The following is a 13,026-nucleotide window of genomic DNA, read 5'->3' on the forward strand; positions in this document are numbered from 1 at the left end:
ATGCATGGTCCCCCTCCCCGTGCCGGGGAGGATCATGCCGCCCGCTCGAACAGTGCGGCGATGCCCTGGCCGCCGCCGATGCACATCGTCTCAAGCCCGTAGCGTACTTCGCGCCGGTGCATCTCGTGCGCCATGTCGGCGAGGATGCGCCCGCCCGTCGCGCCGATCGGGTGGCCGAGCGAGATGCCCGAGCCGTTGACGTTGAGGATGTCGCGGCGGCTGTCGTCCGCGCTCCAGCCCCAGCCTTTCAGCACCGCGAGCACCTGCGGCGCGAACGCTTCGTTCAGTTCGACCAGGCCCACATCGTCCCAGCCCATGCCGGTGCGCGCGAGCAGCCGCTCCACCGCGGGCACGGGGCCGATGCCCATCCGGCTCGGGTCGCAGCCCGCCGCCGCGTAGCCGGTGAACCACAGCGAGGGAGCGAGGTCGAGTTCCTCCAGCTTGTCCTCCGCCACCACCAGGCACGCGGCAGCGGCGTCGTTCTGCTGGCTGGCGTTGCCCGCGGTGACGATGCCATTCTCCAGCGGGCGCAGCGCGCCGAGGCTCTCCATGCTCGCGTCCGGCCGGAAGCCCTCGTCGCGGTCGAACACCAGCGGGTCGCCGCGCCGCTGCGGCACCTCGAGCGGGACGAGCTGCGCGTCGAACCGCCCCGCCTCCCACGCGGCGGCGGCATTGCGGTGGCTGCGCACGGCGTATTCGTCGGCCTCCTCGCGCGTGATCCCGTAATCCTTCGCGAGGTTTTCGGCCGTCTCGATCATCCCGGTGATGACGCCGAACCGCTCGATCGGCTGGCTCATCAGCCGCCCGCGCGTCAGCCGGTCCCACAACTCGACGTCGCCCATCTTGGTGCCGCCGCGCAGGCTGGTGGTGTAATGCTCGACGTTGGACATGCTATCGCAGCCGCCCGCCACGACCACATCGGCATGGCCCGCCTCGATCATCATCGCCGCGTTGACGACCGATTGCAGCCCCGATCCGCAGCGCCGGTCGAGCTGGTAGCCGGGGACTTCCAGCGGCAGGCCCGCCGCGAGCCAGGCCCAGTGGCCGATCGCGGGCGCTTCCCCGCTGCCGTAGCCCTGGCTGAACACCACGTCGTCGACGCGTTCGGGGTCGATCCCGCTGCGCTCGATCAGCGCCTTCAGGATCGCCGCGCCCAGATCGCCCGCGGTGAGCGGCGCGAGCGTGCCGAGGAAGCGCCCGACGGGCGTGCGCAAGGGGCTGACGATGGCAGCGCGGCGTTTGGCGGTCATGCTGGTCTCCTGAAACTGTCCTTGTCGCTCGCAGCGACCACGCCGCGATCGATCAGTGCGGCAATTGCGCCCGACGCCAGCCCCAGTCGCTCGGCGAGCACTTCTTCGCTGTGCTGGCCGAGATAGGGCGCGGGCGCGGGATCGCCCGCCACGCGGCCGGGCAGGTTGGCGAAGCTGCGCGGGGCGGGGTATTCGAAGCCGCTCGGGTTGGCGGGCGAGGGGCCGAACAGCGGGTTGCCTGTCACCAGCGCCGGGTCGCCCGCCGCCTCGTGCATCGTGCGGTAGCGCTCGAACGTCGCGCCCGCCGCCGCCAGCCGCTCGGCCAGCACTGCGTAGTCCTCGCGTGCGGCTGCTTCCTGCACGATCGCGAACAGCGCCTCGCGATGGACGAAGCGGTGGTGATCGGACTGCGCGAATTCGACCCCGGCTTCGGCCTCCAGCGCGGCGATCGGCTGCGCAATGTCGAGCGCGCCGACCATCGCGCGCCACTGCTTGCTGGTCAGCACCGCGATCATGAAGCGCTTGCCGTCGCGGCTGGTGAAATCGCGGCCCAGCGCACCCCAGATCGCGTTGCCGAGCCGTTCGCGGTCGTCCCCGCGATAGAGCATCTCGGCCATCGCGCCCGAGTTGGCCACCGTGCCCAGCATGACGTCGCCCAGCGGCACGCGCACCTCGCTGCCCTCGCCGGTCGCGGCGCGGTGGTGCAGCGCGGCCAACAGCGCGAAGGCGCCATAGGCGCCGGTGATGAAATCCCACGCGGGCAGCACCTGGTTGACTGGCGGCGCGGTGTCCGCCGCCCATTCGTCAGGGCCGGTCATCAGCGGATAGCCGCTGGCCGCGTTGACGGTGAAGTCCATCGCCTGGCGCCCGTCGTGCCAGCCCATGATCCGCACCGAGACCATGTCGGGCCGCCCTTCGCTCACCGCCGCATGGGAGAGGAAGCTCTTCTCCGGCAGGTTGGTGACGAGCTGGCCGGTCGCGCGCGCCAGCTCGACGCACAGCTCGCGCCCCTCGCCGCCGCGCAGGTCGAGCGCGACCGATTTCTTCGCGCGGTTGAGATTCTCCCACGCAAGGCTGCGCCCTTCGGCGGTCTGCATGTAGCGGTCGTAATCCAACCCGCCGCCGATCTGGTCGACGCGAATGACCTCCGCGCCCATCTGCGCGCAATACAGCCCGGCGGTCGGCGAGGCGACGAAGCTCGACACCTCGACGAGCGAAAGGCCGCGGAGGAGATCGTACATTCAGGCCTGCGCCGCGAAATCGCGCAGCATGTGCTTGGCGATCTGCAGCTGGAGGATCTGCGTCGTGCCTTCGTAGATGCGGTAGATGCGCGCATCGCGGAAAAAGCGCTCGGCATCGTATTCGGCGAGGTAGCCCGCGCCGCCGTAGATCTGCACCACGCGGTCGACCACGCGGCCGCACATCTCGGATGCGAAGACCTTGAACGCGGCGGCCTGCCGGATCGTGCTTTCGCCGCGATCGACCCGCGCGGCGACGTCGGCCATCATGCATTCGGCGGCGTAGATCTCGGTCTCGCTCTCGGCCAGCATCTGCTGGATCAGCTGGAAGTTGGCGATCGGCTCGCCGAACGCCTTGCGCTCGGTGGCGTAGCGCAGTGCTGAATCGAGCGCGCGACGCGCATAGCCGGTCGATGCCGCGCCGACCGAGATGCGCCCGTTGTCGAGGCTCTTCATCGCGAACACGAAGCCCTTGCCGGTCTCGCCGCCCAGCAGCGCCTCGCCCGGCACGTGGACGTCTTCCAGGATCACGTCGGCGATATGGCTGCCCGACTGGCCCATCTTCTCGTCCGGCGAACCCACGGTGACGCCCGGCGCGTCCATCGGCACGATGAAGGCGGAGACGTGCGCGTTCTTGGGCAGGTTGTCCTTCTCGGTGCGCGCCATGATCAGCCCGACCCGCGCGTGCGGCGCGTTGGTGATGTAGCGTTTGGTGCCGTTGAGTATCCAGCCGTTCCCGCTGGGGTCGCGCCGCGCGGTGGTCGCCATCGCGGCGCTGTCACTGCCCGATCCCGGCTCGGTCAGGCCGAAACAGGCGATCTCGCCCGCCGCGATCCGCGGCCACCATTCGGCCTTCTGCGCCTCGGTGCCGCCGTTCTTGATCGCCGAGTTGAACATGCCGACGTTGATCGAGAAGATCGAGCGATAGGCGGGCGCGGCGTAGGCCATCGTCTTGACCACGCGCGCATACTGGCTCGTGCTCAGCCCCGCGCCGTCGTAGTCCTCGGGTACGGTCAGGCCGAACAGCCCCATGTCCTTCATCTCGGCCACGATCGCGTCGGGAATGCGGTCGGTCTCGATCACCTCGCGCTCGGCGGGGATCAGCCGTTCGCGCACGTAGCGTTCGAGCTGGTCGAGAAACTGTTCGAAAAGTTCGGGGTCCATGCCGGGTTCGGCCATGCCTGTCGGTCCTCTCGTCGGGTCGGATTATGAGGCGGGAGGAGGGGCGTCGGGCGCTGTAGCCGGCTCGTCCTCCGCGGTGGTATCGCGGCCCATCGCTTCGGGCGGCAGGCGCCGCTGTTCGAGCATTTCGGCCGCTTCGTCGAGCGCCTTCGCCTCGCCTACCGTCACCCCGCCGGGGCCGGGTTCGTTGTCGGCAGGCTCGCACGCGGCGAGCAGGACAAGGGGGGCGAGCAGGGCGATACGGGTCATGGCGGGGCACCATAGCGCCGCGCGCACAAAGGAAAAGCGGGCGAATCGCCGTGCGACCGCCCGCTTCCCAAGCGTTTCTTTCGGCCCGCGAAGGGCCGGCGGACGATCGCCTACTCGGTCTCTTCCGAAGCGGTCGAGGCTTCGGCGGCGACATCGGCCGCGGCCGCGGCGGCGGCTTCACCCGCGGCATCGGCGTCGGCGGCCGCGTTGTCGGCGGCGGTCGTGTCTTCGGCGGTCGGCGTGGTCACCGGCGCGGCGACCGGCTCGTCGGTGATCGGCGTCAGCGCCTCGTCGGCGGGCATTTCGACGGTGTCGGCCTCGGCATCGACCGAAGCGTCGTCGCTGCTGCCGCAGGCGGCGAGCGCCAGCGCGGCGACGGGAGCGAGAGCGAAAGCGAACTTCTTCATCGGGGGTTCTCCGTGATTCGGGCGCCACATGGCGTGCGGCTCACTTAGCTCTGCCACATTTCAACCGCAATCTGCAAAAATGGCCCCGCCCCGTTCACCCCGCGTCCCGGCTATGCCATGGCCGTGGCATGGCGACGATTTCGGAAGGCGACGAACGACTGGGCGCGGCGCGCGGCGAACTGCGCCGCCTGTTCGGGTTCGACGATTTTCGCGGGGTGCAGCCGCAAGTGGTGGCGCGGGTGTTGGCAGGCGAATCGACGCTGGCGGTGATGCCCACCGGCGCGGGCAAGTCGCTCACCTACCAGCTGCCCGCCGCGATGCTACCGGGCACCTGCGTGGTCGTCAGCCCGCTGATCGCGCTGATGCACGACCAGCTGCGCGCTGCGCGCGCCAACGGGATCGAGGCGGCGACGCTGACCAGCGTCGATGCCGACTGGCGCGAGACGCTCGACCGGTTCCGGTCCGGAACGCTCGACCTGCTCTACGTCGCGCCCGAACGCGCCAGCCAGCCGGGTTTCCGCGAACTGCTCGGCTCCGCGCCGCTCGCGCTGTTCGCGGTGGACGAGGCGCATTGCGTGTCCGAATGGGGCCACGATTTCCGGCCAGACTACCGCCTGCTGCGCGGCCTGCTCGACGCGTTTCCGCAAGTGCCGCGCCTCGCGCTTACCGCCACCGCCGACGCGCACACCCGCGCCGACATCCTGGAGCAGCTCGGCATTCCCGCGGACGGGCTGGTGCTCGCCGGGTTCGACCGGCCCAATATCCGCTACGCCATGCGCCACCGCGACAACCCGGTGCGCCAGATCGCCGCGCTGATGGACGAAGTGCCGGGGCCGGGCATCGTCTATGCCCCCACGCGCCGCAAGGTAGAGGATCTGGCGGACAAGCTGGGCGCGGCCACCGGGCGCGAGGTGCGGCCCTATCACGCCGGGCTGGACCCGGCGGTGCGCGGGGGCAACCAGGCGGCGTTCGTCAGCAGCGAGGACATGGTGATCGTCGCCACGGTCGCCTTCGGCATGGGGATCGACAAACCCGACGTGCGCTTCGTCGCCCATGCGGGCATCCCGAAGTCGATCGAGGGATATTACCAGGAAACCGGCCGCGCGGGGCGCGACGGCGATCCGGCGCGGGCGGTGATGCTGTGGGGCGCGGGCGATTTCGCCACGGCGCGCCAGCGATTGTCCGAAGTGCCGGAGAATCGCCGCACGGGCGAGCGCGCGCGGCTCGATGCGCTCGCCGGGCTGGTCGAGACCGCCGGCTGCCGCCGCGCCGTGCTGCTGCGCCATTTCGGCGAAGACCCGCCCGCGCAGTGCGGCAATTGCGACAACTGCCTGTCCCCGCCCGGCGTCACCGACGCGACCGAACTCGCGCGCAAGCTGCTCTCTGCCGCGTACCGCACCGGGCAGAGCTTCGGCTTCGGGCACTTGCAGAAGGTGCTGACCGGGGCGGAGGATGATCGCGTGCGCCAGCGCGGGCACGACCGGCTGTCGGTGTTCGGCATCGTCGAGGGTGACGAGGCGCGCCTGCTCCAGCCGCTGAGCCGGGCGTTGCAGGCGCGCGGCGCGCTGGTCGCGAACGAGCACGGCGGGCTCGCGCTCGGCGGCGATGCCCGCGCGATCCTCAAGGGCGAGCAGGCGGTGGCGATCGTGGTCCCGCCCCGTTCCGAGCGCAGGCGGCGGCGCGATGCCAGCCCCAACCCGGTCGGCGATCCGCTGTTCGAGGCGCTGCGCGACCTGCGGCGCGAACTGGCGAGCGAGGCCGGCCTGCCGCCCTACGTGATCTTCCACGACGCCACGCTGCGGGAGATGGCCGCGCGCCGTCCCGCCTCGCTCGCCGAACTGGGCGCGATCGGCGGTGTCGGCGCGAAGAAGCTGGACGCCTACGGCGACCGGTTCCTTTCGGTTATTCGGGCGGCTTGACCATCTCTTCCCCGCGCGTCTTCCACAGCGAATAGCCGATCCCCGCGCCGATCAGCGCCAGCGTGACACCCAGGCTCAGCACGGGCGGGAACTTCGCCCCGCCGAGAATGAAGTCGGACACGAGGATTTTCGAGCCGATGAACACCAGCACCGCGGCCAGCGCGTACTTCAGGTATTCGAAGCGGTGGACCATCGCCGCGAGCGCGAAATAGAGCGCGCGCAGGCCGAGGATCGCCATGATGTTGCTGGTATAGACGATGAAGGTGTCGGTCGTGATCGCGAAGATCGCGGGCACCGAATCGATCGCGAACACCAGGTCGGCGATGTTGATGACGACCAGCGCCAGCAGCAGCGGCGTCGCCGCCAGCACCATGCGCCCGCCGCGCTTCTCGCTCGGTGTGCGGACCAGGAACTTGTGGCCGTGCAGCTCGCGCGTCACGCGCATGTGGCGCGAAATCCAGCGGATCGCGGGGTTGTTGCCGATGTCGGGATCGTGGTCGGAGGTGAAGAACATCCGGATGCCGGTCACGATCAGGAACGCGGCGAAGAGATAGAGCACCCAGTAGGCTTCGGCGACCAGCGCCGCGCCGCCGGCAATCATCAGCCCGCGCAGCACGATCACCGCCATGATGCCCCACAGCAGCGCGCGATACTGGTATTTCGCCGGGATCGAGAAATAGGTGAAGATCAGCGAGATCACGAAGACGTTGTCGATCGAGAGCGCCTTCTCGATGAAGTAGCCGGTGAAATACTGCATCCCCGGCTCCGGCCCGCGCTCGAACCAGATCCAACCGCCGAAGAGCATCGCGATGCCGATGTAGAACGCGCTGAGCTTGAGCGATTCGGCCACGCCCATCTCGCGGTCTTCCTTGTTCAGCACGCCTAGATCGAACGCGGTCAGCGCGATCACGATCACGAGGAAGACGAGCCAGAACCAGGCGGGTGTGCCGAGCCAATCGGCGGAAAGGAAATCGGTCATCGCGGGCGCTCCGGGCAGATACGGTGTCGGGTTCGAATCGGATGTGCCGAGCCGCGCGCGAGGTGTGGGGGAGGGGGGAAGACCCCGGGCCCGGCATCGGCAACATCCGATGCGGTCCGACATCACGCAGCGCGGGGCCAAGGGCCGCAGCGCCGCGCCAGAGGGGCCCGGTCCGCACGCGCCAGATGATGGCTAACGGCCGCGGTTTCAACCCCCCTGAGCGAAACGGCTTGCGCGAATCGGTGAGTCGATATATATATGATATCATAATTATATCGGAAGGGAATTCGTGTCATGTCCGACATGCTCAAGGGAATGAAGACCAGCCGCGAAAGCGCGGCGCATTCGCACAACGGCTACCTGATGCTCGTGCTGCTGCTGATCCTGCTGGTGGCGACGGTGTGGGTGATCTTCGCCGCAATGCCCGCCGAAGGGGCGAGCGACGGCACGATCGCGGCTTATGCCGGGGCCATCGCGGGTGGATCGGTCGCGTTCCTGTTCGTGCTGTGCGGCTTCTTCATGATCCAGCCGAACCAGGCCGCGGTCATCACGCTGTTCGGCGAATATCGCGGGACCGAGCGGACCGAGGGGCTGCGCTGGGTCTGGCCGTGGATGGGGCGCAAGAAGATCTCCGCCCGCGCGCGCAACGTCCATTCGGACAAGGTCAAGATCAACGACCTGAAGGGCAATCCGATCGAGATCGCGTGCAACGTGGTGTGGCGCGTGGCCGACACCGCGCAGGCCAGCTTCGACGTCGACGATTTCCAGGAATTCGCCAATATCCAGATCGAGGCGGGCCTGCGCACGGTCGGCTCGCGCCATCCCTACGACGATCTGGAAGGCGAGGAACTCACGCTGCGCGGCAGCGCCGAGGTGGTCAATCGCGAGCTGCTGGAAGAATTGAACGACCGGCTCAAGGTGGCGGGGATCGTGGTCGACGAGGCAGGCCTCACCCACCTCGCCTATGCCTCCGAGATCGCCGGGGCGATGCTGCGCCGCCAGCAGGCCGAAGCGGTGATCGCCGCCCGGTCGAAGCTGGTGATGGGCGCGGTCGGTATGGTCGAGGACGCACTAACCAAGCTCAGCCAGGACAACATCGTCGAGCTCGACGACGAGCGGCGCGCGACGATGGTGTCGAACCTGATGGTCGTGCTGTGCGGCGAGCGCGAGGCGCAGCCAGTGGTCAACGCGGGCACGCTGTACCAGTAAGCCGCTCCGATGCCTGCGAAGAAAGCCTTTGCCCTCCGCCTCGACCCGGCCGTCCACGCCGCGGTCGAGCGGCTGGCCGCGGCCGAACTGCGCAGCGCCAACGCCGAGATCGAGATGCTGCTGCGCGAGGCGCTGAAGGCGCGCGGCATTCCCGTGAAAACCGCCAGCCCGCCGCGCCGGGGCAGGCCGCCGAAAGCCAACTGAGGGAGGTTGCGATGCGCGACGAGGACAAGCCATTCGTCTGTTACCGGCATGGCTGGAATTTCAAGGTCTATCCCCGCAATGCCGAGGGCTGGCGCGGCATGGCGCTGTGGCTGCTCGCCCTCGCGCCCGTCTGCGCCATCTTCATATGGGCGGTGTCGCGCGATCCTGCCCCCGCCGTCACCGCCATCATGGTGATCGGCTTCCTGCTTGCGGTGGCGGTGTGGACGATCGCCCTGATCGTGTGGGTCAAACCACGCAGTGAGGTGATCGACCTCGCCGAACTGCGACGCCTCAAGCGCGAACGCGACCGGGCCGGGCGCAAGCGGTGAAGGCATCGCCGCCCCGCCGCGATGTTCGCGTGCTGGCCGCGCTTTGGCTACTCGGGATGGCGGGCGTCGCCTCGCTTCTGGCGGTGCCGCTTGAGCTCGCCCTGCCTGCGGGCATGGACGTTCCGCGCTGGGCGCTGCTGATCAACCCGGCACTTTTCGTGGCGGTCGCGGTTCCGCTCGGCTGGTGGGCCGCGCCCAGGGCCGGGTTATCCACCCCCATATTGGCGGCAATGGTGCACGGAAAATTGCCAGCGTTCGCCTGGCGCGCCGCATTGCCGCCGATCCTCGCGGTGGTTGCCGCCACGGCCGCGATCCTGCTCGCATATGGTCATGCCACCCGCGCGGTATTCTCGGCGGCCCCCGACATAGCGATGCCGCTAATCGCCCGGGTGCTCTATGGCGGCATCGCCGAGGAAATCATTGTGCGCTGGGGAGTGCTGAGCACGGCGATAATCGCACTGCTTTCGCTGCGCACGACCCGCGCGGTGGCATTCTGGAGCGCCAATGCGACAGCCGCGCTGCTGTTCGCCATCGGCCATTTCGGGATGCTCTTCATGCTCGTGCCCGATCCGCCGATGTGGCTGATCGCGGCAGTCCTCGCGGGCAATGTCCTGCCCGGGCTCGGCTTCGGCTGGCTGTTCGCCCGCCACGGGCTCGAAGCAGCCATGCTCGCCCATGCCGGCAGCCATGTGCTGTTCGTGCTCGTCGCACCTCTGGTCGCGCTTTCGCCGTAGCGGCGGGTTTAGCCGCCGGTTAACCCTTTTGCGCTAGTGCGGACTACATGGAAAGCCGCGCCCGCATCACGCCCGCCCGCCTCACTCTCGCCGCGCTGGCCGCGTGCGCGATCCCCGCAACCGCGCTGCTTGCGCAAGGCGGCGCCGCGCCGTTCACGGTGGTCGAGACCGGGCAGGGTTACGCCTCGCTCCAGCAGGCGGTCGATGCGATCGGCGCGGGCGAGGGGACGATCGCAATCGCCGACGGCACCTATCGCCAGTGCGCGGTGCAGGAAGCGGGCTCTGTCTCCTACCTCGCGGCGCAGCCCGGCAAGGCGGTGTTCGACGGCGAGACGTGCGAAGGCAAGGCCGCGCTGGTGCTGCGCGGGCGCTCGGCGAAGGTTTCCGGCCTCGTGTTCCGCGGCATGGCCGTGCCCGACTACAACGGCGCGGGCATCCGGCTCGAACAGGGCGATCTCACCGTGGCGCAATCGTGGTTCGCCGACAGCCAGCAGGGCATCCTGACGGCGGACGATCCCTCGAGCACGATCGTGATCGACAAGTCGACCTTCTCCGGCCTCGGCACCTGCGAAGGCTCGGGCGGCTGCGCGCATTCGATCTACATCGGCGATTACGGCCACTTGCGCGTGACCCGCAGCCGCTTCGAGCGCGGCACCGGCGGCCATTACGTCAAGGCGCGCGCGGCGCGGGTGGACGTCGCGGCATCGAGCTTCGACGATTCGGCGGGGCGTGGCACCAACTACATGATCGACCTGCCCGCCGGCGCGACCGGCCAGATCACCAACAACTGGTTCGTGCAGGGCCGCGACAAGGAGAATTACTCCGCCTTCATCGCGGTCGGCGCGGAAGACGTGAACCACAGCTCCGATGGGCTGCGAATCGAAGGCAACGACGCGCGCTTCGCCCCCTCGGTCAGCCGCAGTTCGACCTTCGTCGCGGACTGGAGCGGCGACAGCCTCAATATCGGGCCCAACGCATTGGGCGCGCGCATCCAGCGCTTCGAGGAACGCTGACGCGCGGAACCGCGCTCCGCCCCCGCCGGTTGAACGGATAAGGAGGCGCGCACGATGGCAGGCGGCTGGGCCCGCGACGGGGCCGTTCAGGACCAGATCGACGATACGGTGAGCGACGCGGTGCGCGCCGCGCGCAACCGTATGCCGCACGGCGAGAGCGCCGAATACTGCGACGAATGCGGCGAGGAAATCCCCGAGAAGCGCCGCGCCGCGCTGCCCGGCGTGCGCACTTGCGTCGCCTGCCAGTCGCAGCGCGACACTGCCACTCGCCACTCAACGATCAACCGGCGTGGCAGCAAGGACAGCCAGCTCCGCTAGATCAGCAAATGCCCCGAACGGTCGCGCTTGGTCGCGAGGTAGCGGGTGTTGTGCGGATTGTCGGGTAGCTGGTGCGGTACGCGCTCGGCGACCGCGATCCCGCTTGTCTCGAGCGCGGCGACCTTGGCCGGGTTGTTGGTCATCAGACGGATCGCCCTCACGCCGAGCAGTTCGAGCATCCGCGCCGCCACCGGGAAATCCCGCGCTTCGTCGGGCAGGCCGAGGCGGCGGTTGGCGTCCACGGTGTCGAAGCCCTGATCCTGCAGGCGGTAGGCGCGCAGCTTGTTGACCAGCCCGATCCCGCGCCCTTCCTGCCGCAGATAGAGCAGCACGCCCCAACTGCCGCGCCCGGCCTCGTGCGCCATCGCGTGGAGCGCGGCGTCGAGCTGCGGGCCGCAATCGCATTTCAGGCTGCCGAGGATGTCGCCGGTCAGGCATTCGGAGTGGAGCCGCACCAGCGGGGCCACGTCGCTGCGTTGTTCGCCGATCACCAGCGCGACATGTTCGCGCAAGTCGTCGGCGCTGCGGAACGCGACGATCTGCGCATCCTCGCTCGCCGAGACAGGCAGGCGCGCGCGGGTGGCGATGCGCAGCGCCGCGCTGTCGGCCCATGCCGCGAGGTCTGTGGCGACGACCGGCTGCGCTTCGCCCGCGTCGGCCGGATCGACCAGGAACGCGGGCAGGATTCCCGCGATGCGCGCGAACTCGAGCGCTGCTCGCGCCTGCTCGGGCCAGTCGATATCCTCGGCGCGAAACGGCCCCTTCAGCGGGGTGCGCAGGTCGAGCGCGGGATCGGCGACGGGCAGCGCGGCGACAAGATCGAACAGCTCGGCCCCGCGGATCAGCACCGGCGCGTGCGGCTCGGCAGCGGTGCGCTGGTTGGCGAGCTTCAATGTTTCCGCGCGCGCCGCCGAAATCAGCATCCGCTCCGCCACCGCCTCGCGCGCCACAGCGGTTTCCACCGGCAGCAGCACCGGCCCGCCGTCCATCGCCAGCGGCCAGCCGTGGCGCAGCGCGTCGATCGCCTGCGCGGCGCGGCGGGCCGGGGATGGCCCGGGAGCGGTCAGAGGTCGAACTCGGTGATCAGCGGCACGTGGTCGCTCGGGCTTTCCCAGCGCCGCGTCTCTTCCACGAAGCGGTGGCTCTTCGCCTGCGCGGCGAGGTCGGGGCTGGCCCACATGTGGTCGAGCCGCCGGCCCTGGTCCTTCTGCCGCCAGAAGCTGCGATAAGACCACCACGAATAGTTGCGCTCCGGCTCGGGGATGAACCGGCGGCCCAGATCGACCCAGCCGTGCGCGTCGCGGAACCGCGCGAGCGTCTCGACCTCCACGGGCGTGTGGCTGACGACCTTGAGCAGCGCCTTGTGATCGTAGACGTCGCTTTCGAGCGGGGCGATGTTGAAATCGCCGACGATCAGCGTGGGCCGGTCGAGCGCGTCGGCCCAGCGCGTCATCCGTTCGAGGAAATCGAGCTTCTGGCCGAATTTCAGGTTCACTTCGCGATCGGGAATGTCGCCGCCCGCCGGGATATAGACGTTCTCCAGCACCATGCCCTTGCCCGAACCGGCTTTGGGCCCGAGCAACTCCACCCCGACATGACGGGCCTCGCCGTTGTCCTGCCAGTCATGCCGGGAAAACTCGCGCATGGGCACGCGGCTGACGGTGGCGACGCCGTGATAGCCCTTCTGCCCGTGCACCGCCTGGTGGACGTAGCCGAGATCGGCCAGCGCCTTGGCCGGAAACTGCGCTTCCTGGCACTTGATCTCCTGCAGGCACAGCACATCGGGCGAATGCTCGATCAGCACGCGCTTGACCTGCTCGATACGCAGGCGGACCGAATTGATGTTCCAGGTGGCTATCGAGATCATGCAGGCGGGATAGGCAGCGCGTCATGGCGCCGCAAGCAGGGCGACAACAAAAAACCCTCGTGCCGGGGGCATTGGCACGAGGGTTCCATGTTAGCGTTCGTCACGCTTTGTACAAAGCGACCTTTCTT

The 13,026-nt window shown here is 69.0% G+C and carries 15 protein-coding genes; 7 read left to right on the plus strand and 8 right to left on the minus strand.

Annotated features, from left to right (window positions below):
- Positions 1-32: 32 nt before the first annotated feature.
- The 5 genes from ACE3QC_RS09675 to ACE3QC_RS09695 all read right to left on the minus strand — a co-directional run bounded on the left by ACE3QC_RS09675 (position 33) and on the right by ACE3QC_RS09695 (position 4,326).
- The gene (locus ACE3QC_RS09675) at positions 33-1,250 is read right to left on the minus strand and encodes an acetyl-CoA C-acetyltransferase (protein WP_374407649.1); all 1,218 of its coding nucleotides are present in this window, start codon (positions 1,248-1,250) and stop codon (positions 33-35) included.
- On the minus strand, positions 1,247-2,491 hold the full coding sequence (locus tag ACE3QC_RS09680) for a CoA transferase (RefSeq protein ID WP_374407651.1): 1,245 nt from the start codon (positions 2,489-2,491) through the stop codon (positions 1,247-1,249). Before ACE3QC_RS09680 ends, ACE3QC_RS09675 begins: the two co-directional genes overlap by 4 nt.
- Positions 2,492-3,667, minus strand: coding sequence for an acyl-CoA dehydrogenase family protein (locus tag ACE3QC_RS09685; RefSeq protein WP_374407653.1), 1,176 nt, complete (start codon positions 3,665-3,667; stop codon positions 2,492-2,494).
- 27 nt (positions 3,668-3,694) lie between these two features.
- Entirely contained in the window at positions 3,695-3,919 is a 225-nt protein-coding gene (locus ACE3QC_RS09690; protein ID WP_374407655.1) for a hypothetical protein, read from the minus strand.
- A 110-nt stretch (positions 3,920-4,029) separates the two neighbouring features.
- On the minus strand, positions 4,030-4,326 hold the full coding sequence (locus ACE3QC_RS09695) for a hypothetical protein (protein WP_374407657.1): 297 nt from the start codon (positions 4,324-4,326) through the stop codon (positions 4,030-4,032).
- A gap of 128 nt (positions 4,327-4,454) precedes the next feature.
- Between ACE3QC_RS09695 and recQ the strand changes: the two genes are divergently transcribed.
- Complete coding sequence (recQ, locus tag ACE3QC_RS09700; RefSeq protein ID WP_374407659.1) at positions 4,455-6,245, plus strand: DNA helicase RecQ; 1,791 nt, start codon at positions 4,455-4,457, stop codon at positions 6,243-6,245.
- On the opposite strand, the gene ACE3QC_RS09705 is transcribed toward recQ, so the two are convergent.
- The gene (locus ACE3QC_RS09705) at positions 6,229-7,224 is read right to left on the minus strand and encodes a TerC family protein (RefSeq protein WP_374407661.1); all 996 of its coding nucleotides are present in this window, start codon (positions 7,222-7,224) and stop codon (positions 6,229-6,231) included. The two genes, recQ and ACE3QC_RS09705, sit on opposite strands and share 17 nt — an antisense overlap.
- Positions 7,225-7,518: 294 nt before the next feature.
- Here ACE3QC_RS09705 and ACE3QC_RS09710 point away from each other — a divergent pair, with 294 nt between their 5' ends.
- Genes ACE3QC_RS09710 through ACE3QC_RS09735 form a run of 6 tightly spaced genes read left to right on the plus strand, consistent with a single transcriptional unit; the run spans position 7,519 to position 11,031 of the window.
- Entirely contained in the window at positions 7,519-8,433 is a 915-nt protein-coding gene (locus ACE3QC_RS09710; protein WP_374407663.1) for an SPFH domain-containing protein, read from the plus strand.
- A 9-nt stretch (positions 8,434-8,442) separates the two neighbouring features.
- The gene (locus ACE3QC_RS09715; RefSeq protein WP_374407665.1) at positions 8,443-8,637 is read left to right on the plus strand and encodes a toxin-antitoxin system HicB family antitoxin; all 195 of its coding nucleotides are present in this window, start codon (positions 8,443-8,445) and stop codon (positions 8,635-8,637) included.
- A gap of 11 nt (positions 8,638-8,648) precedes the next feature.
- Complete coding sequence (locus ACE3QC_RS09720; RefSeq protein WP_374407667.1) at positions 8,649-8,966, plus strand: hypothetical protein; 318 nt, start codon at positions 8,649-8,651, stop codon at positions 8,964-8,966.
- Positions 8,963-9,700 (plus strand): hypothetical protein, encoded by a 738-nt coding sequence (locus ACE3QC_RS09725; protein ID WP_374407669.1) that lies wholly within the window; start codon positions 8,963-8,965, stop codon positions 9,698-9,700. The genes ACE3QC_RS09720 and ACE3QC_RS09725 overlap by 4 nt, the downstream gene beginning before the upstream one ends.
- A gap of 47 nt (positions 9,701-9,747) precedes the next feature.
- A complete protein-coding gene (locus ACE3QC_RS09730) occupies positions 9,748-10,713 on the plus strand; it encodes a right-handed parallel beta-helix repeat-containing protein (protein WP_374407671.1) in 966 nt (321 codons plus the stop codon).
- A gap of 54 nt (positions 10,714-10,767) precedes the next feature.
- The gene (locus ACE3QC_RS09735) at positions 10,768-11,031 is read left to right on the plus strand and encodes a DksA/TraR family C4-type zinc finger protein (protein WP_374407673.1); all 264 of its coding nucleotides are present in this window, start codon (positions 10,768-10,770) and stop codon (positions 11,029-11,031) included.
- On the opposite strand, the gene ribA is transcribed toward ACE3QC_RS09735, so the two are convergent.
- Both ribA and ACE3QC_RS09745 read right to left on the minus strand, forming a co-directional pair.
- Positions 11,028-12,020: a GTP cyclohydrolase II gene (gene ribA / locus ACE3QC_RS09740; RefSeq protein WP_374407675.1), complete on the minus strand. Its 993-nt coding sequence runs from the start codon at positions 12,018-12,020 to the stop codon at positions 11,028-11,030. The two genes, ACE3QC_RS09735 and ribA, sit on opposite strands and share 4 nt — an antisense overlap.
- 74 nt (positions 12,021-12,094) lie before the next feature.
- Positions 12,095-12,898: an exodeoxyribonuclease III gene (locus tag ACE3QC_RS09745; protein WP_374407677.1), complete on the minus strand. Its 804-nt coding sequence runs from the start codon at positions 12,896-12,898 to the stop codon at positions 12,095-12,097.
- Positions 12,899-13,026 lie beyond the last annotated feature (128 nt).

Origin of the sequence: Pelagerythrobacter sp., assembly GCF_041912895.1 — a bacterium.
Lineage (GTDB): Bacteria > Pseudomonadota > Alphaproteobacteria > Sphingomonadales > Sphingomonadaceae > Pelagerythrobacter.